Annotated in this window: 20 protein-coding genes and 1 tRNA gene; 10 read left to right on the top strand and 11 right to left on the bottom strand. The window is 71.0% G+C overall.

All coding sequences use genetic code 11. The features are described from left to right. Window positions 1–120: 120 nt before the first annotated feature. Window positions 121–270: a photosystem II reaction center protein PsbN gene (gene psbN, locus KUG38_RS07995; protein WP_216913669.1), complete on the top strand. Its 150-nt coding sequence runs from the start codon at window positions 121–123 to the stop codon at window positions 268–270. Here the strand turns inward: psbN and KUG38_RS07990 are convergent. After that, window positions 258–3,236, bottom strand: a complete 2,979-nt coding sequence (locus tag KUG38_RS07990) for an alpha-mannosidase (RefSeq protein WP_216920473.1) — start codon at window positions 3,234–3,236, stop codon at window positions 258–260. The two genes, psbN and KUG38_RS07990, sit on opposite strands and share 13 nt — an antisense overlap. Window positions 3,237–3,398: 162 nt before the next feature. Here KUG38_RS07990 and KUG38_RS07985 point away from each other — a divergent pair, with 162 nt between their 5' ends. Both KUG38_RS07985 and KUG38_RS07980 read left to right on the top strand, forming a co-directional pair. Continuing rightward, entirely contained in the window at window positions 3,399–3,518 is a 120-nt protein-coding gene (locus KUG38_RS07985) for a photosystem II reaction center protein I (RefSeq protein WP_015109632.1), read from the top strand. Between the two features lie 113 nt (window positions 3,519–3,631). Next, entirely contained in the window at window positions 3,632–6,859 is a 3,228-nt protein-coding gene (locus tag KUG38_RS07980) for a DUF3769 domain-containing protein (protein WP_216920472.1), read from the top strand. Window positions 6,860–6,866: 7 nt separating this feature from the next. Here the strand turns inward: KUG38_RS07980 and KUG38_RS07975 are convergent, their stop codons facing one another. From KUG38_RS07975 to KUG38_RS07945, 7 genes are all read right to left on the bottom strand, one after another. Further along, the gene (locus KUG38_RS07975) at window positions 6,867–7,499 is read right to left on the bottom strand and encodes a 3-isopropylmalate dehydratase small subunit (protein WP_216920470.1); all 633 of its coding nucleotides are present in this window, start codon (window positions 7,497–7,499) and stop codon (window positions 6,867–6,869) included. Then, entirely contained in the window at window positions 7,496–8,938 is a 1,443-nt protein-coding gene (leuC, locus tag KUG38_RS07970) for a 3-isopropylmalate dehydratase large subunit (protein ID WP_216920468.1), read from the bottom strand. Before leuC ends, KUG38_RS07975 begins: the two co-directional genes overlap by 4 nt. After that, window positions 8,935–9,240, bottom strand: a complete 306-nt coding sequence (locus tag KUG38_RS07965; protein WP_315859202.1) for a DUF2811 domain-containing protein — start codon at window positions 9,238–9,240, stop codon at window positions 8,935–8,937. Before KUG38_RS07965 ends, leuC begins: the two co-directional genes overlap by 4 nt. A 329-nt stretch (window positions 9,241–9,569) precedes the next feature. Then, on the bottom strand, window positions 9,570–10,844 hold the full coding sequence (locus KUG38_RS07960) for a competence/damage-inducible protein A (RefSeq protein WP_353617750.1): 1,275 nt from the start codon (window positions 10,842–10,844) through the stop codon (window positions 9,570–9,572). After that, the gene (locus KUG38_RS07955) at window positions 10,841–11,923 is read right to left on the bottom strand and encodes an MraY family glycosyltransferase (protein WP_094584412.1); all 1,083 of its coding nucleotides are present in this window, start codon (window positions 11,921–11,923) and stop codon (window positions 10,841–10,843) included. Before KUG38_RS07955 ends, KUG38_RS07960 begins: the two co-directional genes overlap by 4 nt. Before the next feature lie 58 nt (window positions 11,924–11,981). Then, window positions 11,982–13,292 (bottom strand): serine hydroxymethyltransferase, encoded by a 1,311-nt coding sequence (glyA, locus tag KUG38_RS07950; protein WP_094584411.1) that lies wholly within the window; start codon window positions 13,290–13,292, stop codon window positions 11,982–11,984. Window positions 13,293–13,431: 139 nt separating this feature from the next. Beyond that, window positions 13,432–13,505 (bottom strand) — tRNA-Arg (locus tag KUG38_RS07945). Window positions 13,506–13,619: 114 nt separating this feature from the next. Between KUG38_RS07945 and KUG38_RS07940 the strand changes: the two genes are divergently transcribed. From KUG38_RS07940 to KUG38_RS07930, 3 genes are read left to right on the top strand one after another with little or no spacing between them, the layout of a single operon-like run. Continuing rightward, window positions 13,620–13,859, top strand: coding sequence for a 2TM domain-containing protein (locus KUG38_RS07940; RefSeq protein ID WP_216920466.1), 240 nt, complete (start codon window positions 13,620–13,622; stop codon window positions 13,857–13,859). Then, entirely contained in the window at window positions 13,856–14,143 is a 288-nt protein-coding gene (locus KUG38_RS07935; protein WP_015109641.1) for a DUF3181 family protein, read from the top strand. Before KUG38_RS07940 ends, KUG38_RS07935 begins: the two co-directional genes overlap by 4 nt. Window positions 14,144–14,199: 56 nt before the next feature. Beyond that, window positions 14,200–14,457, top strand: coding sequence for a hypothetical protein (locus tag KUG38_RS07930; RefSeq protein WP_015109642.1), 258 nt, complete (start codon window positions 14,200–14,202; stop codon window positions 14,455–14,457). Here the strand turns inward: KUG38_RS07930 and murJ are convergent. Continuing rightward, window positions 14,454–16,058, bottom strand: coding sequence for a murein biosynthesis integral membrane protein MurJ (gene murJ, locus KUG38_RS07925; RefSeq protein WP_216920681.1), 1,605 nt, complete (start codon window positions 16,056–16,058; stop codon window positions 14,454–14,456). The genes KUG38_RS07930 and murJ overlap by 4 nt on opposite strands. Before the next feature lie 66 nt (window positions 16,059–16,124). Here murJ and sfsA point away from each other — a divergent pair, with 66 nt between their 5' ends. Continuing rightward, window positions 16,125–16,883 carry a DNA/RNA nuclease SfsA gene (gene sfsA, locus KUG38_RS07920; RefSeq protein WP_216920464.1) on the top strand — a complete coding sequence of 253 codons (759 nt, stop codon included), beginning with the start codon at window positions 16,125–16,127 and terminating at the stop codon, window positions 16,881–16,883. On the opposite strand, the gene KUG38_RS07915 is transcribed toward sfsA, so the two are convergent. Beyond that, a complete protein-coding gene (locus KUG38_RS07915; protein WP_216920462.1) occupies window positions 16,871–17,065 on the bottom strand; it encodes a DUF4278 domain-containing protein in 195 nt (64 codons plus the stop codon). The two genes, sfsA and KUG38_RS07915, sit on opposite strands and share 13 nt — an antisense overlap. Before the next feature lie 264 nt (window positions 17,066–17,329). Here KUG38_RS07915 and KUG38_RS07910 point away from each other — a divergent pair, with 264 nt between their 5' ends. The 3 genes from KUG38_RS07910 to KUG38_RS07900 all read left to right on the top strand — a co-directional run bounded on the left by KUG38_RS07910 (window position 17,330) and on the right by KUG38_RS07900 (window position 20,894). After that, a complete protein-coding gene (locus KUG38_RS07910) occupies window positions 17,330–18,781 on the top strand; it encodes an ammonium transporter (protein ID WP_216920461.1) in 1,452 nt (483 codons plus the stop codon). A 105-nt stretch (window positions 18,782–18,886) separates the two neighbouring features. Beyond that, window positions 18,887–20,095: a 4-hydroxy-3-methylbut-2-enyl diphosphate reductase gene (locus KUG38_RS07905; RefSeq protein WP_216920459.1), complete on the top strand. Its 1,209-nt coding sequence runs from the start codon at window positions 18,887–18,889 to the stop codon at window positions 20,093–20,095. Window positions 20,096–20,216: 121 nt separating this feature from the next. Then, window positions 20,217–20,894 (top strand): DUF1997 domain-containing protein, encoded by a 678-nt coding sequence (locus KUG38_RS07900; protein WP_216920457.1) that lies wholly within the window; start codon window positions 20,217–20,219, stop codon window positions 20,892–20,894. A gap of 57 nt (window positions 20,895–20,951) precedes the next feature. Here KUG38_RS07900 and KUG38_RS07895 read toward each other — a convergent pair whose 3' ends face one another. Continuing rightward, window positions 20,952–21,428, bottom strand: a complete 477-nt coding sequence (locus tag KUG38_RS07895; protein ID WP_216920455.1) for a DUF4079 domain-containing protein — start codon at window positions 21,426–21,428, stop codon at window positions 20,952–20,954. Window positions 21,429–21,468: the final 40 nt, after the last annotated feature.

The raw sequence follows: 21,468 nt of genomic DNA, 5'->3' as shown, positions 1-21,468 counted from the left end.
GCGGTGCTTACTGTAAGGGTCTTGCCGGCCGCACCGAGATGGGCTGTCGAGAGTTGTGACGGAAGCGCGAGGCCCGAAGCCTCGCCACCCCGCGCCCCCTGCCCCGCCTGAATGCCCTCCATGGATCCCGCCGCCACCAGCTCCCCCGCCCTCTCCGTGGCCCTCGCGGTGCTCGCCGTGCTGCTGGCCCTCACCGGTTTCGGGGTCTACACCGCCTTCGGTCCGCCCTCCAAGGGCCTCACCGATCCCTTCGACGATCACGACGACTGAGCCGTCGCGCTCTCCGCCGGCACGCGCCCCAGCCGCCAGTGGCCCAGCTGCCACGGCCCCAGTGCCAGCGGCTCGGCCGCCTGGGGCTGGCCCAGGCCATCGCACCGCCAGAGCACGTTCCAGTCCGGGCCGGCTGAGAAGCGCCGCCGGCAGGGCCCCAGGTTCTGGACGCTGAGCAGCACGTCGCCCGCTTCCGCCGCGCCGTCTGGTTCCGTGCCGTCATCCGCCGCCAGGGGCCGCAGGGCCACCAATTGGAGGTCCTCGCCGAGGGACGGGAACAGCGTTTCGGCCGGCACCCCAGCTTCGGCGCCCGCGCCGGCGGCCGCTGCCATCGGCCGGCACCAGAGCGGTTCCCGCAGCCGGGTGGCCTGCTGGGGCGCCGCGGCCGCCCGCCAGCCGCCGGGGCAGGGCAGCAGGGCCAGCCGCTGCCGCTGCCAGCCGTTGTCGGCGCCGGGATCGGGCCAGGTGGGCGCCCGCAGCAGCGACACTCCCAGGCGCTCCGCCGTCGCCGACACCCCCTGGGGGCCATCCAGCAGCACCGCCAGCCCGTCGCCACGGCCCGGGCCCACCGCCGCCATCCAGCTGATGGCGCTCACCTCCCAGCGGGCCCGCTCCCGGGCGGTGCGGGCCGTGGCCGGCCGCTCGATCACCCCGCCGGCGGTGTCGGCCGCCCAGCGGCAGGCCGCATCGGCCAGGGGAATCTCCAGCCGCAGCAGCTCGTGGCGCTGCCGCCACTGGGTGCCCAGCACCAGCTCCAGCCAGGGACTGCCCGCCAGCAGGCGGCCGTCGAGGCGCACCGGGCTCTCGCCGCAGCGGCCGCGCCAGACGAACCGGGCACACAGCGGCCCCGTCTCCAGCCACTGGGGCACCCCCTCCCAGGTCCAGGCCAGCGGGTGCTCGCGGTAGTCGGCGGCCAGATCCCAGGCATCCCAGAACTCGCCCCGGTCGCGCCAGCGGCACCAGGCCAGCGGCCCCGCCAGCTGGGGCCGGCCATTTCCATCGAAGAGCTGCTCCACCCCCGCCGGGCCGATCAGCGCCGACACCAGCCCATTGCCCAGCCGCCAGTGGTCCTGGCCCACGTCGGGGGCCCGCTCCAGGTGCACCGCCCCCGCCACGGGGCTGGCCGCTGCATCGCCGCCGCTGCCGGCGGACGCCGGTTGCCGCCGCAGGCGCCGCACCTCGACCCCTTCCAGGTCGGGGATCTGCAGCCACTGGCCGCCCCCGGGGGCCGGCTGCCCCGCCAGCCGCCTCTCGCCGTCCGGCGCCGCCAGCCACCAGTCGCCGGCCGGCAGCCGCAGGGTGCGGGGCTGGGCCGGCAGCGGCAGGAGCTGCACGACACACCAGGACTCAGCGGGCGTCGACGGCGTCGTGGCCGCCAGCCCCAGCCGCAGGGTCCGGTCGCGGCGGCGGGCGGCCCGGCGGCGGGCGCCGCGCCACTGGGGCTCGGCCTGCTCGAACACCTCCGGGATCGCCGTGCCCGGCAGGATGTCGTGGAACTGCTGGAACAGCAGGGTGCGCCAGTCGTCGGTGGCGGCCGGCGCCGGCCGGCCGAAGAGCGCCGCGGCCAGATCCGCCTCCCGCAGCAGGCGCTCCAGGGTGCGGTTGTGGCGCTTCTGGTCCGGCCGGCTGGTGGGGCAGCCGCGGTGCAGCTCCAGATAGAGCTCGTCGCGCCACACCGGCAGCTGCCCCGCCAGCGACTCCAGCGGCTCCAGGTAGGCGCGCAGGGTGCCGTGGCGCTGGCCGGCGGCCACGGGCTGGTCCTGCCAGAGCGCCAGCTGCTCCAGCATCTCGGCGGTCGGCCCGCCGCCGTGGTCGCCGACCCCGGGCAGCCACAGGGCATCGGCGCAGCCGCTGGCCTGCTGCCACTGCAGCCGGTAGCGCTCCATCGCCACCGGATCGCCATCGGTGCCGATCGGCGCCGTCATCAGGGCCAGCACCTCGGACCCGCAGCGGCTGCGCCAGCGGAACAGCCGGTGGGGGAAGGGGTTGGTGGCGTTCCAGGCCAGCTTGTGGGTGCAGAACCAGCGCACCCCGGTGGCGGCCGCCAGCGCCGGCAGGCCGGCGGCGAAACCGAAGCTGTCCGGCAGCCAGGCCAGCCGGTGGCTCCACTCCGGGAAGGTGCGCAGGCTGTAGGTCTGGCCCTCCTGGAACTGGCGCAGCAGCGAGGTGGTGGAGAGCAGCACGCAGTCGCTCTCCACCCACGGACCGTTGAGCGGCTCGAAGCGGCCCTCCCACATGGCCCGGCGCACCCGCTCGAACAGGGCCGGCCGGTGGCGCTCCAGCCAGGCATAGAGCGCCGGGGTGGAGTGGCCGAAGTGGAGCGTGTCGAAGCGCTCCATCAGATCAAGGGCGGAGGCGAAGGTGCGCTCCGCCGCCTGCCAGGTGTCGGCCACCGGCCACAGCCAGGCCAGATCGAGGTGGGCATGGCCCAGCACCTGCAGCACCCCCTCCCCCGGCGCCCCGTCGTGCCGGTGCTCGCGGCGCAGCTGCCGCAGCTCGTCGGCGGTGGCCGCCAGCAGGCCCAGGGGATCGGCCGGATCCAGGGGCTCCAGCTCGATGCGGCTGCTGATCAGGGCGCCGTCGTCGTGCAGGGGGCTGCGCAGCCGCAGCTCCAGGTCCAGGGCCTCCCCCCGCCACCAGCGCTCGGGCAGGGGCCAGCGGCAGGCGGTGTCGAACAGATCGCCGCTGTGGATGCGCTCGCCATCCACCCACAGCTCGGCGCTGTCGGCCCACCAGCGCAGCGCCAGCCGCGCCCGGGCGCCCTCCGCCAGGGGGGCCCAGGCCTCCGGGCAGGGGCAGGGCAGGCGCAGACGGCACCACTGGCCGCCCCGCGGCCAGATGATCAGGCCCCGGGCCGCCCAGTCGGGACGGTGGCGGAGCCCCCACGCCCCCCCCAACGCCGGACCGCTTCCGCCCCCGGGCTGGATGGCCTGCCAGAGGGGTTGGAGATCCAGGGGCCGGGGCATGGGGAACGTGACCGAAACGTTTCAATCGGAGCCGGTTGTCCCCGCCAAACGGCATCGGACAGCCTGGATGGCCAACCACCACCCATAAGATGATGCGGCTGCCGAGGGGTCATTGAGACCCGTACCGGCGCCTGTCACTCCCTGTCACCCGCCGGACAGACCATGCTCGCTCTCAAGATCTCGGTTTACTCCGTCGTCTTCTTCTTTATCGGGATCTTCGTCTTCGGCTTCCTGGCCAGCGATCCCACCCGCTCCCCCAGCCGCAAGGACCTGGAGGACTGACCCCTTCGGCGGCGGCCCCGCCCGCCACCCGTCCGGAAACCGGACCGCCGCGGGGGTCGACCCCGAACTCCCATGGCAGGATCGGCCGCGTTCTCGCTGCCCATCCGCTGCCTGTGGTGCTCCACCCCCGCTCGGGACGCCGCCAGGCCCCTGAAGGCCTGACCCCTGGGCTGGGCCTGTGGCTGGGCATCTCCGGTGTCGTGGCGTTGACGGCCGCACCGGTCCAGGCACGGCCGGAGACACCCTCCAGGCTTCAGGTCGCCCAGGCACAGGTCCCCCAGGCACAGCCCGCCCCGGCGCCGGCAGCCACCCCCGGCAACACGTCCACCACCGATCCCTTCGACGACGAGCCCCAGGCCGCGCCCGCCACCGGGACCCAAGCCGGAGCCGAGCCTCCCGCCGGAGCCCAGCCCTCAGCGGAGCCATCGCCCGCCGTTCAGCCCCTGGCTCCCCGACGCCGCTCCCTGGCGGTCACACCCCAGCCCGTTCCGGAACCGATCCCGGCCGAACCCTCCGCAACGACGGCGCCGGTGGCCGGTCTCGACGCCGCCCCGGCGGGCGACGCCATGCCCCTGGAACTGGAGCTGACCGCCAACCAGCAGGGCTACGACGGCCAGCTGCAGCGCTTCGTGGCCACCGGCAGCGTCATGGCCCGCCTGGCCGGTGGCCGCCTGCTGGCCGACCGGCTGGAGTTCGAGGCCAGCACCCGCACCATCTTCGCGGTGGGCAACGTGCGCTTCCAGCGCGGCCAGCAGTATCTGCAGGGCAGCCGCCTCCGCTATGCCCTGCTGGAGGGGGTGGGGGAGATCGACGACGTCTACGGCGTCATCGATCTCGACTCCACCAAGGAGGACTTCGACCTCGACAAGGAGGCCTCCCAGCCCCTGCCGGCGCCGGAGCCGATCAGCTGCACGCCCACCTATCCGGCCGTGCCCCAGTGGCAGCCCTACCCCTGGGCGGTCACCACCTGGGCCGGCCAGATGTATGCCGGTGAGTTCGGCGACACCTTCACCTTCAGCGGCCGCTTCCGGCCCGAATACCTGGGCGGCATCGGCCTGCAGCGCCGCCTCTTCCAGGCGGGGCCCCTGTCGCTGGAGTTCGATGCCAACCTGCTCGGCCACCGGGCCAGCGCCCAGCCGGGCGGCGGCTTCAACCAGGTCACCCCCTTCTCCGACACCCCCGCCCAGAACTTCGGTGAGGTCACCGGTGGCATCGGTCTGCGCCTGTGGCTGCGGCCCTGGCTCAACGTCTTCTTCGTGGAGGGCCTGAGCGTCCTCACCGCCAAGAGCAACTACGAGCAGACCTTCCGTCAGAACTCGGCGCGCCTGCTCAACTACCTGGCCTTCGAGGTGGAGGCGCTGGTCACCCCCCGCTGGTCGGCCGTCGGCCGCATCCACCACCGCTCCGGCGCCTACGGCACCTTCAGCGGCGTCAGCGAGGGCAGCAACGCCTATCTGGTGGGCCTGCGCTACCGCTTCGGCACCGACAGGCCCACCAGCCAGCCGATGCCGGTGCCCCCTGCCCAGGGCTGCCCGGACGCCCCGCCCCTGGCCAGCGAGCAGCCCGATGGGCTGGCCCAGCAGCTCGAGCAGGTGACGATGGGGCCGGGCTGGACCGGCACCAGCGGCCAGCCGGCCCCGAAGCCCCCGGTCCAGCCGGTTGAGGACAAAGGTGGCGTGTGGCGCAATGCCCGGCATCAGGAACGGCTGCGCCGCGAGGCCATCTCCCGGATCCCCCAGCGGGTCGAGAACGTGACCTTCGAGCGCAGCCTCAAGGCCGAGCGGCGCTTCGGCTTCCCGCGCGAGTTCACCACCCCGGAAGTGGCCAACGACTTCGGCACCACCCGTCCCGAACAGCTCAAGGACCAGACCACCGAAGGCAACCAGGAGCTGATCAAGGGCACCGTGAGCCGCTGGCGCATCCAGGCCCGGCGCCTCAAGATCACGCCCAACACCCTCTCGGGCGATCGGGTGGGCTTCACCAACGACCCGTTCACGCCGGCCCAGTCGTGGATGGATTCGGAGAAGGTCGTCATCACCCTGCTGCCCAACGGCGACACCCTGGTGAAGGCGCGCCGCAACACGCTGCGGCTGGAGGATCGTCTGCCGATCCGGGTGGCGCGCCAGCGCCGCATCCAGAAGCAGGATGAGGTGAGCAATCCCTTGGTGATCGGCAACGACCGGGAAGACCGGGACGGCTTCTTCCTCGGCTACAACATCCCGATCAAGATCGGCGAGAAGGGACTCCTGAACCTGCAGCCGCAGGTGATGGTCCAGCGCCTCTACACCGGCAACACCGACGCCTACCCCCTGCCCGGGTCGCCGGCGGGCTCCACCACCATCGTCGAGCAGCCGGCCAAGACCGGCGACTACTTCGGCTTCGATGCCCGTCTCACCGGGCCGGTGCTGGGCTTCAACGCCGATGCCCGCCTCTCCATCTCCACCTTCAATCCCGATAACTTCGCCAACGGCACCCGCAGCTTCGGCGACCTGTCCCGGCTGGTGAAGGTGCCCGTGCTGGGCTTCAGCACCATGCGGCTGTTCGGGGCCTACCGCTTCCGCACCTGGAACGGCTCCCTCGGCGAGCAGGACGTCTATTCCGCCTACGGCGTCTCGCTGGAACAGCAGGGAAGCCTGCCCAGCTGGGGCAAGTTGAGCCGCAGCTACTACTGGCGGATGGGGGTGGGCAACTTCCAGGCCAACCCCACCACCGGCACCGGTCTGCTTGATGTGTGGCGCGCCAACGCCATCGGCTCCTTCAACTTCTCCTACCCGATCTGGACCGGCAAGCCCACCACCAGTCCGCCGGTGGTCTCCCTGGCCAATTCACCGGTGCCGATCGTTCCGGGGCTGCGCTTCAACGCCAACCTGCTCGGGGTGGCCGCCTACTTCAGCGACGGCACCAACCAGAACACGATCGGCCTCTCCGGGGGACCCACCCTCACCCTGGGACGCTTCGAGAAGCCCTTCCTCGACTACACCCAGCTCACCGTCACCGGCGGCATCACCCTGCGGCAGGGCCAGAGCCCGCTGAACTTCGACCGGGCCGTCGACCTGGGCACGGTCGGCATCGGCCTCTCCCAGCAGATCATCGGGCCGCTCGTCTTCAGCGGCGGCATCGGCTTCAACGTCGATCCCAGTTCCGGGTTCTACGGCGATGTCACCGGCTCCTACCTGGAGCTGCGCTGGCAGCGGCGCTCCTACGAGATCGGCGTCTACTACAGCCCCTACGACGGGCTGGGCGGCATCCGCGTGCGGCTCAACGACTTCAACTTCCAAGGGCCGGGAACGCCCTTCATCCCTTACCACCCCACCCAGGGGGTCCTGCAGCGCCCCTTCTAGGTCCCCTCTAGGCGGTGGCGAAGCCGGCCAGATAGGGGAGCCGGCCGGTGGTGGCCCGCAGCTCGGCGTCGTGGGCCACCAGCTGGGCCGTGCCGTTCCACTCGCCGCTCACCAGCATGCGGCGTGGGCCGGCCGCCAGCTCCAGGGGCCACGCCAGAGCCTCGCCGTCAGCCTGCAGCGTCACCTGGGGTGGCTCGAGATCGAGCTGCAGCGGGGCGCCGGGATGGGCGGCGATGGCGGCCTGGACGGCCAGCACCGTGTCGTGGTCGGCGCTGAGGCAGGGGATCCCCAGGGCCAGGCAGTTGCCGAAGAAGATCTCGGCGAAGCTCTCGCCGATCACCGCCCGGATGCCCCAGCGCATCAGCGCCTGGGGGGCGTGCTCCCGGCTGGAGCCGCAGCCGAAGTTGCGGTTGACCACGAGGATCGCGGCGCCCTGGTTGCCGGCCCGGTCGAAGGGGTGGTCGCCGGCCCGCTCGCGGCGGTCATCGGCGAAGACACCCTCCGCCAGCCCGTCAAAGGTGACGCACTTGAGATAGCGGGCCGGGATGATCCGGTCGGTGTCGATGTCGTCGCCGGACACGACGACGGCGCGGCCCTGGCAGTGCTGGATCGGTCCGGCCGGGAAGGGGGTGGCGCTCATGCGGGGGTGGGGGCGGGCTCGGGGGAGGACGGGGTGGCGATCAGGCGGCGCACGTCGGCCACGTGGCCGCTCACCGCCGCCGCGGCCACCATGGCCGGGCTCATCAGCAGGGTGCGGCCGGAGGCGGAACCCTGGCGCCCCTTGAAGTTGCGGTTGCTGGAACTGGCGCTGATCTGGCGCCCCTCGAGCCGGTCCGGGTTCATGGCCAGGCACATCGAGCAGCCCGGCTCGCGCCATTCGAAGCCGGCCTCACGGAACACCGCATCGAGGCCCTCCGCCTCGGCGGCGGCCGCCACCTGCTCACTGCCCGGCACCACGAAGGCCTTGATGCCCGCCGCCACCTGCCGGCCCCGGGCGACGGCGGCGGCGGCCCGCAGGTCGCTGAGGCGGCCATTGGTGCAGCTGCCGATGAAGCAGACATCCACCGGCAGGCCCTCGATCGGCGCCCCGGGCCTCAGATCCATGTAGCGGTAGGCCTCCTCGGCGATCGGCCGCTCGTCACTGTCGGTCTGCTCAAGGGTGGGCACGGCCTCATCGACGCCGATGGCCTGCCCCGGCGTGATGCCCCAGGTGACGGTGGGCGCGATCGTGGCCGCGTCGAACACCACCTCGTCGTCGAAGACGGCGTCGGGACCGGAGGCGAGGGCACTCCACCAGGCGACGGCCCGCTCCCAGGCCTCGCCGGACGGGGCGTGGGGCCGCCCCTTCAGATAGGCGAAGGTGACGGCGTCGGGGTTGACGTAGCCGCAGCGCGCCCCGCCCTCGATGGCCATGTTGCAGAGCGTCATCCGCTCCTCCATCGAGAGGGCCTCGATCGCCGGCCCGGCGAACTCGTAGGCGTAGCCGACGCCGCCCTTCACCCCCAGGGTGCGGATCACGTGCAGCACCAGATCCTTGGCGTAGACCCCGCTCTGCAGGGTCCCCTCCACCCGGATCCGGCGCACCTTCAGCTTGCCCATCGCCAGGCTCTGGCTGGCGAGCACGTCACGCACCTGGCTGGTGCCGATGCCGAAGGCGATGGCACCGAAGGCGCCGTGGGTGGAGGTGTGGGAATCGCCGCAGGCCACGGTCATGCCGGGCTGGGTGAGCCCCAGCTCCGGGGCGATCACGTGCACGATCCCCTGGCGGCCGCTGCCGAGGCCATGGAGGGTGATGCCGTGCCGGGCGCAGTTGGCCTCCAGGGTGGCGAGCATCTCCTCGGCCAGGGGGTCGGCGAAGGGCCGGGCCTGGGAGGTGGTGGGAACGATGTGGTCGACCGTGGCGACCGTGCGTTCGGGGTGGCGCACCGACAGGCCCAGATCGTCGAGGGCGGCGAAGGCCTGGGGACTGGTGACCTCGTGGATCAGGTGCAGCCCGATGAACAGCTGGGTGGCTCCGCCCGGGAGATCGGCGACGCGGTGCAGCTCCCAGACCTTGTCGTAGAGGGTGCCGGCGCTCAAGAGGAAGGATCGAGACGGTCAGAAACCACCCTAGAAGGAGGGTGTTCCACCGGTGCGGGCTCGCGGCGGAACAGGCCATTGAGGTAGTGGCGGGCCACGGCGCGGTCGTGGCTGCCGTGCTGGACCAGGAAACCGGCGAGGGCGGCCTGCATCAGGCGGTACTGGTCCCACTGGGGGTGCACCCGGATGAACTCCCGCATCGCCTCGAACAGGTCCTCCGGCATCTGGTTCTCGATGCTCACGGTGCGGGGAGCGTGGTCGGGAATCTGGCTCATGCGGCGCTGCTCGTCGGTCCCCCCCATCAGGCCATGGGGCTGCCCCCCGCGTCAAAGCGACCCCCACCGGGCCGGTCCCAAGGGACCGCCGCTGAGAATCCCGGCGCTGGGCGGCTTCCCGGCCGCCGCCCGGGGGTGGTCGCCGCCGCGGTCCCTGCCGGGGCACGCGGTCAAGGGGGGGAGGCCTTTCCCGCAGCACCGGGCCAGGACCCCTCCGGCAGCTCGGGCCGACCGCCGCCACCTGTGGAAAACGCCCCTGCTTTCGGGGGAAAAGGGCCAGGTCGGGGGGAAAAGTCCATGCCTCAGGATTCGTGATCGATGGCGGCCGCGGCAGCAGATGTTCCGATCAGGCCGGCTCAGATCGCCCCAATGTTCAGCTGTAACCGCAGACGGTTCAGGCTTTCCCCCACCGTCAGCGTCTGGATCCAGCCGCGCTCGCGGCCGCTGCCGAAGCGCACCGCCTCGCTGCGGCAGCCATCGGGCCCGGCCACGGCGATGTGCACCAGCCCCACCGGCTTCTCGGCCGTGCCGCCACCGGGTCCGGCGATGCCCGCGACCGCCAGGGCCCAGGTGGCCCCCGTGAGACGTCGCACCCCTTCCGCCATCGCCTCGGCCACCGGGTCGCTCACCGCCCCATGGCGCTCGAGCACCGCCGCCGGCACCCCCAGCACCGTCTGCTTGACGGCGTTGGCGTAGGCGATCACGCCACCGAGGAACACCTCCGACGCCCCCGGCACCGCCACCAGGGCGGCCCCGAGGCCACCGCCGGTGCACGACTCCGCCACCGCCAGGGTCTCGCCCCGGCGCCGCAGGGCCGCCAGCACCACCGAGGCCAGGCTGTCGCCGTCGGCGCCGAAGCAGCTGGCGCCGGTGCGGCGGCGCAGTTCCGCCTCCACCGGGGCCAGCAGGGCGGCGGCGGCGGCCGCGTCGCCGGCCCGGGCAGTGACCCGCAGCTTCACCTCGCCGGCGCCGGCGTAGGGCGCCACGGTGGGGTTCTCCAGGGCCAGCAGGTCGTGCACCCGCTCGGCCAGATCGGACTCGAGCACCCCCCAGAAGCGCAGCATGCGGCTGGCGAACACCCCGCCCGCCAGGCCCGCCTCCCGCAGCCAGGGGGCCGCGGTGGCCTCCCACATGGCCCGCAGCTCGCTGGGAACGCCAGGGAAGGTGAGCACGGTGAATCCCGGCACCGGGGTCCAGATCATCCCGGGCGCCGTGCCGGTGGGGTTGGGAAGCACGGCGGCCCCGCGCGGCAGCAGGGCCTGCTTGCGGTTGGAGGGGGCCACGGTGCGGCCGCGGGCCGTGATCCGGGCCTGGATCGCCGCCCAGATCTCGCCGTGCTCCACCAGGTCGGCGCCGAAGGCGGCCGCGATCGCCTCGGTGGTGAGGTCGTCGGGGGTGGGCCCCAGGCCGCCGGTGGTGACCAGCACCCGGCAGCGGCCCGCCGCCTGCCGCACCGCCTCGATCAGCCGCTCCCGGTTGTCGCCCACCACCTGCTGGCGGTGATGCACCACCCCGAGGGCGGCCAGCTGTTCCGCCAGCCAGCGGGCATTGCCGTTGACGATGTTGCCCAGCAGCAGCTCGGTGCCGATGCAGAGCACCTCCACCTCGGCGGCGCCGGGGGGGCCGCTCACTTGGCCTCCTCCTGCATCTGGCGGCGGCAGACCACCAGCACGGCGATCAGCACCGCCGTGGCCAGCGCCAGCCAGAGGAAGCGCATCTCGGCATTGGCCAGCACCAGGGCGATGGAGGCCAGCCACTGGGTGAAGGCGTAGATCAGCACCACGGTGCGGCGGTGGCTGAAGCCGGCCCGCAGCAGGCGGTGATGCAGGTGGCGGCGATCCGGGTAGAAGGGCGAGCGTCCGGCCCGGAGGCGGCCCATGATCACCGCCGACATGTCAGCCAGGGGCAGGGACAGGATCATCAGCGGCAGCAGCAGGCTGACACTGGTAAGCCGCTTGGCCGGGCCGACGATGCTGATCGCCGCCAGGGCGAAGCCGAGGAAGTAGGAGCCACCGTCGCCCATGAAGATGCGGGCCGGGTTGAAGTTGTGGCGCAGGAAGCCCAGGCAGCTGCCGGCCAGGGCCGCCGCCAGCAGGCCGGCGGCGGGCTGGCTGAGGCTGAAGCTCACCGAAAGCAGGCCCACGGCGGCGATGCCGCTCACCCCCGCCGCCAGACCGTCGAGGCCATCGAGCCAGTTGATCGCGTTGGTGATCCCCACCAGCCAGACCACCGTGGCCAGCAGGCTCAACCCCTCCGGCAGCGGCAGCCCGGCGACGGAATGCCCCAGGCCGAAGGGCAGGTCGATGCTGCCGATGCGCACCCCCTGGTTCCACACCGCCGCGGCCACAAGCACCTGGCCGCAGAGGCGGGGCAGGGGCGGCAGGGCGAACAGGTCGTCCGCCAGGCCGATGACGAAGAAGCAGAGGGCCCCCGCCAGGGTGGTCCAGATCAGCTGGTCCTTGTCCGGCGGCAGGTCGGCGAAGCCGCCGAAGGTCCAGGTGCAGGCCAGCGAGAGGCTGAAGCCCACAACGATGCCCACCCCACCCAGCCGCACCATGGGGCCGGTGTGCTGCTTGCGGTCATCGGGCGGGTCGACCAGGCCCCAGCGCAGACCGAGCCTCCGCACCACAGGCACGATCAGCGCCGTGAGCAGGGCCGCCGCAGTGGCCGTGAGCAGGGCCGCCGCGTTGGGGCTGTAGGCGAGGGTCACAACGGCGGGCCGGAAGAGTGCGGTCCTGAAGGCGACACGTTACGGGCGAACGGGGCCGTCAGGCGTGCTGGAGCTCACGTTGGCGTCCATAGAGGGGGAAGCGGCCGCAGAGGGAGGCCACCCGCTCACGGCAGCGGAGCTCCACGGCGGCGTCGTCCGGGTGCAGCAGGCGGTCGGCGATCACATCGGCCACCTCACGGAAGGCCTCGGCATCGAAACCGCGGGTGGTGAGGGCGGCGCTGCCCAGGCGCAGGCCGCTGGTGACGAACGGCGACTCCGGATCGAAGGGCACCGTGTTCTTGTTGGCGGTGATGTTGACGTCGCTCACCAGGCGGTCGGCCACCTTGCCGGTCAGGCCGATGGAGCGCAGGTCGAGCAGCACCAGGTGGTTGTCGGTGCCGCCTGAGACGACGGCGATGCCCCGCTCCTGGATCCGCTCGGCCAGGGCCTGGGCATTGCGCACCACCTGCTGGCTGTAGGTGCGGAAGCTGGGCTGCAGGGCTTCGCCGAAGGCCACGGCCTTGGCGGCGATCACGTGCTCCAGCGGCCCGCCCTGGGAGCCGGGGAAGACGGCCTTGTCGAACTGGCGGCCGAAGGTCTCGTCGTTGCAGAGGATCAGGCCACCCCGGGGGCCCCGCAGGGTCTTGTGGGTGGTGGTGGTGACCACGTGGCAGTGGGGCACCGGGCTGGGGTGCACCCCGGAGGCCACCAGGCCGGCGATGTGGGCCATGTCGGCCAGCAGGTAGGCCCCCACCTCGTCGGCGATGGCCCGGAAGGCGGCGAAGTCGATCGTGCGGGGGTAGGCGGAATAGCCGCAGATGATCAGCTTGGGCCGGTGCTCAAGGGCGAGCTGGCGAATGGTGTCGAAGTTGAGCTGGTGGGTCTCGGGGTCGACGCCGTAGTGGACGGCCTTGAACCACTTGCCGGACACGTTCACCGGCGAGCCGTGGGTGAGGTGGCCGCCGTGGGAGAGATCCATCCCCAGGATCGTGTCGCCGGGCTGCAGCAGCGCCAGGAACACGGCGAAGTTGGCCTGGGCGCCGCTGTGGGGCTGGACGTTGGCCCAGGCCGCGCCGAACAGCTGCTTGGCCCGCGCGATGGCCAGGTCCTCGATGATGTCGACGTGCTCGCAGCCGCCGTAGTAGCGCTTGTGGGGCAGGCCCTCGGCGTACTTGTTGGTGAGCACCGAGCCCTGGGCCTCCATCACCGCCCGGGAGGCGAAGTTCTCGCTGGCGATCAGCTCAAGGTGGGTCTGCTGACGCCGCAGCTCCTTCTCGATCAGGGCGGCGATGGCCGGATCGCCGCTGGCCAGGGGGCTGTCGATGGAGGCTGCAGGCTGCGTGGGGCCGTGATCCGCTCGGTCCGCCATGGGGCTACTCAGTGTGAAACCGATCGTAGGCAAACGCCGCTGGCCTGACCGGGCTCGGATGGGCCGGGGGCTGGACACCGGTGGCCCTGCGAAGGCGTAGCCAGAAAAAAACCGCCCCGAAGGGCGGTGTGGGAAGAAACGCGCCTGGAGAGATTCGAACTCCCGACCCTCTGATCCGTAGTCAGATGCTCTAATCCGCTGAGCTACAAGCGCCTACCCCGACATTCTCACCCCACGGGGTGCCGATCCGTCAACAACGCCCCACCGCCCCCGGCCGGATAGGGTCCGCATCAGAGCCCAACCACCGCCTGCGGCGGTCTTCCCCCCATGCCGATCCGCTGGTACGGCCCCGCCGATCCCGACGATCCCACCTATCGGCACTTCGAGCGGATCGTGAACCTCACGCTCCATGCCGCCCTGTTCGCCGCCGTCAACAGCGGCCTCTGGTTCGTCCAGGGCCTGCGCCACCCCTGGTCCCACCTGGCCTGGCTGACGATCGGCTGGGGCGTCCTGCTGCTGGTCCATGGCAGCGTGGTGGTGCTGCAACGCCCCGAACCCCAGCCATGACGCTTGCCGCCGCCGATCTCGAGGAACTGACCCGGGCGATCGCCGACCGGCTGTACGTGCAGGTGGCCGGCTGGCACCTGTATCTGGGGGATGCGGGCCTAGCCCAGATCCTGGCGATCGAATGCGCCGCCCGGCTCGACCAGGGCGCCGAGGTCTGCGCCCGCCAGGCCCTGGAGGCGGTGCAGGTGCCGATCGGCGGCGGGGCGACGCGCCTGCCCCTGGCCCGGCTGGTGCCCGCCGGCCAGCTGCGTGATCTCGAAGACGTGCTGCAACCCTTTTGCTGACGGCTGCGGCCGGAAGGCCGTTCTACGGATAGGGTGACGCCCCACGCAGGCTGGTCGTGCTGGTCATCGAAGTCACCAATGCCCGTGACGTGGTCCGCCAGCGCATCGGCCGACTCGGCGGGCGTCTGATCGGCAAGGTGGTCGATGCGGAGGCCCAGGTGGAGAAGGCCCTGATCCAGGAACTGGAGAGTGCCTTCCGGGACTTCGGCATCGAGGCCCGCATCTTCTCCATCGACGGCCCCCAGATGATCGGCCGCTCCCATCTGGAGATTCCCGTGCAGGTGAGAGAGGAGCGCCAGGTGCGGCTCCCCTAGGCCCGGCGGCGCACCATCCGCAGCAGCTGACCCGCCTCGGGCACGCCGGCGAGGCTCGCCAGCAGTCCGTAGAGGCCCACCGCCAGGGCGGCGCAGATCGTGTTCTGGAGCAGCAGCCCCCCCAGGCCCGGGGGCCAGGCCACCGCCAGCGACAACCACCAGCAGGCCCCCCCACCGACCAGGGCGGCCAGCAGCAGCTTGCCGCTGTCGGCGGCCCAGAGCCGCAGGGGCAGGCCCCCCAGCCGGCGGCTCAGGGCCAGCAGCAGACCGGCGCAGGTGATCAGGTTCACCGCCACGGTGGCCAGCACCAGGCCGGCGGCGCCGGCGTTGAGCATGGGCAGCTGGAGGCCCCAGGCCGGGGTGGGGCCACCGGTGAAGGCCCAGCAGAACACCGCATTGAGGCCGATGCCGGCCAGGGACCAGCGGAAGGGGGTGTTGCCGTCGCCAAGGGCATAGAAGACGCGCACCAGCACGTCCCGGCCCAGGTAGGCCGGCATGCCGATCCCGTAGGCCATCAGCAGCTGGCCCACCAGGTCGGCGGCGCTGTGATCGAAGGCGCCGCGCTGATAGATCAGGGCCACGATCGGCACGGCCAGGGCCACCATCAGTGCCCCCAGGGGCAGCATGGTGGCGTTGGAGAGCATCAGGCCCTGGCGGATGCGCGTGACCAGCTCGGGCCGGTCCTCCGGCGCCGTCAGCCGGGCATAGACGGGCAGCAGCGGCACCAGCAGGACATTGGACAGCAGGCCCAGGGGCGTCTGCACCAGCAGGTTGGCGTAGCCCAGGCCCGCCGCCGCCGCCGGCATCCCCGAGGCGAAGAACAGCGACACGAAGACGTTGATCTGCAGCATGCCGGAGGAGAGGGTGGCCGGCCCCATCACCTGCAGCACCTCCTGAACGCCCGGATCGCGCCAGTCCCACACCAGCTGCAGCCGGTTGAGGCCCTCCTTGGCCAGGGCCGGCAGCTGGATCAGCCACTGCAGGATCGCCCCCAACGTGGTGCTGGCGGCCAGCACCACCCCACCGATCACCGCCGTGGCGGGCAGGGTGATGGTGCTGCCCAGCTGCCACCAGAGCAGGCCGATGCCGCCGATGACGGCGACGCTGGAGAGCAGCGGGCTCACCGAGGGCAGCCAGAACACGTCGGCGGCGTTGAGGGCGCCGAAACCGAGACCGATCAGGCCGGCGAACAGGGCCATCGGCGCCATCCAGCGCAGCTGCAGCACGGCGAGGGCGTGGCGCTCAGCGTCAAGGCCGGGGCCCACCAGATTGATGAGCGGGTCCGCGGCCACCAGGAGCAGCAGGGTGACGACGATCAGTCCCGCCCCCACCAGGGTGTTGATGCTGGCCAGCACATGGGCGCCCTCGTGGCGCGGCCGCCGGGCCAGGACGCTCACCATGGCGCTGTGGAAGGGCCCGTTGATGCCGCCGAGCAGGATCAGCAGGAACCCCGGCAGCACGTAGGCGTAGTTGTAGGCGTCGTAGGCCGCGCCCACGCCGAAGGCGGCGGCGATCACCTGCTGGCGCAGCAGACCGGCCACCTTGCTGAGGGCCGTGGCCACCCCCACGATCAGGGCAATCCGGCGCAGGGATCGGGCCATGGCGGCGGGGCACTGCCCATCGGAACGCACGGCAGTATGGCCCTCCCCCCTCGGGCAGCCGACCCCATGGCCCCAGCGACCGTTGCCGTGCCCGTGCTGTCCACCGGCCCGCTGGAGGAGGGGGTGCTGCTGAAGCGCTACAAGCGCTTCCTGGCCGACGTGCAGCTGGACGATGGCCGGACGGTGACGGCCCACTGCCCCAACACCGGGCCGATGACCGGGGTGCTGCTGCCGGGCGGGCGGGTGCGCCTGCGCCACGACCCCTCACCCAGCCGCAAGCTGGCCTGGACCTGGGAGCAGGCGCAGGTGGGCGGCCATGGCGGGGGGCCGGTCTGGGTGGGGGTCAACACGGCCCTGCCCAACCGGCTGGTGCGGGCCACGATCGAGGCGGGTTGTCTGGAGCCGTGGCTGGGCCCCATCGGCAGCATCCGCGCCGAGGTGCCCTACGGCGAGGGGCGCCGCAGCCGGATCGACCTGCTGCTGACACCCGCCGAAGGCGCCGCCGATCCCCGGCCGATCTACCTGGAGGTGAAGAACACGACCTGGAGCGACGGCGATCTGGCCCTGTTCCCTGACACGGTCACCGAACGGGGCCAGAAGCACCTGGTGGAGCTCACGGCCCTGGTGCCAGGGGCCCGGGCGGTGCTGGTGCCTTGCCTGAGCCGCGGCGACGTGACGCGCTTCGCGCCCGGGGACAGCGCCGACCCCCGCTACGGGGAACTGTTCAGGGCCGCTGCGGCGGCAGGGGTGGAGATGCTCCCCTGCCGCTACAGCTTCGAGGCGGCGTCCGTGACGTGGCTGGGCCTGGCCGATCAGGCGTGGTGATGGTGGTAGTGGGTGCCGCGGTAGACGAGGTCGAGGGCCTCATCCACCGGGGACGGCTCGTGCCGCAGCGGCGCGTCGTAGTGATGACCGCGATAGACGTGGTCGATCGGGGCGGGGGAGGGAGGCGCGTCGTGGGAGTGGTCGTAGGAGAGACCGCGATAGCAGAGGGCGGAACGGGCCATGGGGACAAAGGCGGAGATGGGGAGGCCAGGAAGACTTCCCTGATGCATGTCTAGCGCCTCAGCACTGTCCATGCTGAACATTTCTGGAAACTCTTTGCATCTCTTCAGGACGGGGGCCGACCGCCGCCCGGGCGGGCGGGGTGGTGCCCTCGGATTCATTTGGTAGCGAATCAGACATTGGAACGGATGCCTGTCATGGATAGTCGGAGCTTGTTGATGCCTACCCCGGCGTCAGAAGACGAACGTTCTCTTCAACCACGATCCATGATCGATTCAAGTCACCCGCACAAGGTTCGACCGCCGAGAAGCCTCAGCGAAGCCAGCCTGCTTGAGGCACCGGGGCTGTTAATGCGCAAGGTTCGTGGTCTGTCCTCCCGCACCAGCCTCACCTGGTTCGCCTGCGTGCCACTGGCCCTGTTCATCCTGGGCCTGTTCAACCTCTCCGCCCACGCGGCCGACCTGCCCGAGCTCACCCCCGCCTTCCTGATCAACAACCTCTGGTTGTCGATCGCGGCCTTCCTGGTGATCTTCATGAACGCCGGCTTCGCCATGGTGGAAGCCGGGCTCTGCCGCCAGAAGAACGCCGTCAACATCCTGGCCAAGAACCTGATCGTCTTCGCCCTGGCGGCCACGGCGTACTGGTTCATCGGCTACAAGATCATGTACAACGCCTCGTGGGTGATCCCCGGCTTCTTCAAGTTCGGCGGCTTCTTCTTCGACCCCACCGTCACCGCTGAAATGGTGACCGAAGGCAAGCTCGTCCCCAGCGTCGACTTCCTCTTCCAGGTGGCCTTCGCCGGCACCGCCGCCACGATCGTCTCCGGCCTGGTGGCCGAGCGCATCAAGTTCAACGAGTTCGTCATCTTCTCCCTGGTCCTGGTTGGCATCCTTTACCCGATCGCCGGCTCCTGGCAGTGGAACGTCGGTGAAGGCTGGCTCAACAAACTCGGCTTCATCGATTTCGCCGGATCCACCGTGGTCCACACCGTCGGCGCCTGGGCCGGCCTGGTGGGCGCCATGATCCTCGGCCCCCGCATCGGCAAGTACATCGACGGCAAGCCCCAGGCCATCCCCGGCCACAACCTGGCCATCGCCACCCTCGGCTGCCTGATCCTCTGGCTCGGCTGGTACGGCTTCAACCCCGGCTCCGTCCTGGCGATGAACGAGCTGGTCCCCTACGTGGCCGTCACCACCACCCTGGGCGCCGCCGGCGGCGGCATCGCCGGCACCCTGTTCTCCCAGATCCACTCCGGCAAGCCCGACCTCACGATGACCATCAACGGCATCCTGGCCGGTCTGGTGGCCGTGACCGCCGGCTGCGACGGCTTCCCGATGTGGGCCGCCTGGGTCGTCGGCTTCATCGGCGGCGCCATCGTCGTCTACGCCGTCAGCTTCGTCGACTCGATCGGCATCGACGATCCCGTGGGTGCCTTCTCGGTCCACGGCATCGGCGGCATCTGGGGCACCCTGGCGGTGGGCCTGTTCAACGCCGACAAGGGTCTGCTGCTCGGCGGTGGCTTCAGCCAGCTCGGCATCCAGATCCTGGGATCCTTCGTCTTCTCCATCTTCACGATCGTCACCTCCTGGATCGTCTGGAGCATCCTCAGTGCCGTCTCCGGCGGCATCCGCGTCGAGGAGCATGAAGAGGTCCAGGGTCTCGACATCGGCGAGCACGGCATGGAGGCCTATCCCGACTTCGTGGCGTCCACCAACTGAGGCCCTGACGTCCGTTCCCTGAACCGACCGCGGCTCCGGCCGCGGTTTTTTTTCGCCCGTCCCACCGCCGACCCCCATAGAGTCGGCACAACCCGGTACCTGCCTGTGGACACCCGTGCCTTCAAGCGCTCCCTGCACCACTCGGATCGCTACAACCGCCGCGGCTTCGGCCTGGGCGAGGAGGTCGCGGGCAGCCTGGAGCAGGCCTACCAGAGCAACCTGATCGCCAGCCTGCGGGAGAACGGCCACGTCCTGCAGCGCGGGCGCCTCAAGATCCGCCTGGCGGAGGCCTTCGGCTTCTGCTGGGGGGTGGAGCGGGCGGTGGCGATGGCCTACGAAACCCGCCGCCACTACCCCAGCGAGCGGATCTGGATCACCAACGAGATCATCCACAACCCCTCGGTCAACGCCCATCTGCGCCAGATGGACGTCCGCTTCATCCCGGTCGACGACGACGTCAAGGACTTCTCCGAGGTGGGCACCGGGGACGTGGTGATCCTGCCGGCCTTCGGCGCCACGGTGCAGGAGATGCAGCTGCTCAATGAACGGGGCTGCCACATCGTCGACACCACCTGTCCCTGGGTCTCGAAGGTGTGGAACACCGTCGAGAAGCACAAGAAGCACGCCTTCACCTCGATCATCCACGGCAAGGTGAAGCACGAGGAGACCCTGGCCACGAGTTCCTTCGCCGGCACCTACCTGGTGGTCCTCGACCTGGCCGAGGCCCGCATGGTGAGCGACTTCATCCTCGAGCGGGGCCAGGGGGCCACCGATCGCGAGGCCTTCATGAGCCATTTCGCCAATGCCTGCTCCCCCGGCTTCGATCCCGACCGGGACCTGGTGCGGGTCGGCGTCGCCAACCAGACCACCATGCTCAAGAGCGAGACCGAGGAGATCGGCCGCCTGTTCGAGCGCACCATGCTGCAGCGCTACGGCCCCGCCGAGCTCGACGAGCACTTCCTGGCCTTCAACACCATCTGCGACGCCACCCAGGAGCGTCAGGACGCCATGTTCGCCCTGGTGGACGAGCCCCTCGACCTGATGGTGGTGATCGGCGGCTACAACTCCTCCAACACCACCCACCTGCAGGAGATCGCCGTCAGCCGCGGCATCCGCTCCTTCCACATCGACACCCCCGAGCGGATCGGACCGGGCAACCGCATCGAGCACAAGCCCCTGGGGGGCGAGCTGGAGACCCTGGAGCCCTTCCTGCCGGAGGGGCCGGTGCGGGTGGGCATCACCTCCGGCGCCTCCACCCCCGACCGGGTTGTGGAGGACGTGATCGAGCGCCTGGTGGGTCTCAGCGAGGAGTGAACCACCACCCGGTGGCTTTACATTCACGAAAGGTTTTCCTCCCTCCAGGGCCGCCCGGGAGATCAGAACCCCCGTCCTTTCTGGCCGTTCCCCTCTGACCCACCGCACGCCCCAGACCACGATGGCGGCAGGCTCCTCCCTGCACCAGGATCCCGACGACACCGGGACCTCCGCGAGCGAGCCCCTGCGCGACAGGCAGGACCCTGCCATCCGCCGCTACGCCAGCACCTTCGCCGATCTGATGGAGATGCGGGCGCCGGCCGCCGTGGTGGGCTCCTACCTCGACCGCCACGAAGGCTGGTTCCGTCGCTGCGCCGCTCCGATGACGGTGGAGCCCATCGGCAGCCAGGGGTATGTGCTGACCCTGGGCCGCTTCGGCAACTTCGGCTTCGAGGTGGAGCCCACCATCGGCCTGGAACTGCTGCCCCAGGCCGCCGGGATCTACCGCATCGTCACCGTGCCCCTGCCCCACTCCGACGCGGCCCTGCGGGGGCTCTACGACGTCGAATTCGCGGCCTCCCTGTGCCTCGACGAGGCCAGCGGCTCCGAGGTGTCCCACGAGGAGGTGGATGGGGTGATGCTCCACACCCTGGTGCGCTGGCAGCTCGACCTCGCCGTGTGGCTGCGGCTGCCCGGCATGCTCTCCCTGCTGCCGGAACATCTGGTCCAGAGCAGCGGCGACCACCTGCTGCGTCAGATCGTGCGGCAGATCTCCCGCAGGCTCACCTGGAAGGTCCAGGAGGATTTTCACGCCAGCCACGGGATCCCCTGCCCGCCGCGGCGCCGGGCCCAGTTCTGAAGAACCTCCCTCAGGAGGCGGTGCTTGCTGAGGGGGCGGGGGCTCAGGGAGCGGTGCTCAGGGGGCGGGGGCGGTGAGGATCTTGTTGACGATCTGCATGCCGGTGACGGCCTGCCAGAGGAACAGGGTCATCAGGGTCATGTTGAGGCCCACGTGCACCTTGCGGGCGATCAGGTTGCCGGCCTGCATCAGCGGCGAGAGGGCCGCCGCCAGGGCGATCAGGGACACCATCGCCAGAGCCACCAGCAGGTGGGGACCGACGAACAACTTGCCGTTGTTGATGTAGGTGACGGCCATGCCACCGACGAAGCCGAGCACGAGGACGGCCAGCACAAGGCTTCCCATGAGGTAATGGCGTTTGGCGAATTGCCCCTTGATGAGCTCCTTGCGATCCTCGGCCGTGGCCGTGCGGGTCTTCTTGGCCTTGATGCCCAGGAACATCGCGTAGGCCGCGAGGCCCAGCAGCACCCACATCAGCAGGGGGTGGGCGAAGTTGAGGGCGAAGGCGAACGAAGCGGGAAGGGCAGCGAACATGACGCGTTGGAACTCCACCGGGCCAGGGCGGCCGGCTGCG

This window comes from Synechococcus sp. CCAP 1479/9, from assembly GCF_019038535.1.
In the GTDB taxonomy this organism is placed as follows: Bacteria; Cyanobacteriota; Cyanobacteriia; order PCC-6307; family Cyanobiaceae; genus Cyanobium.
Note: the sequence above shows the minus strand (reverse complement) of the source record. Positions and strands in the feature narration are given on the sequence as shown.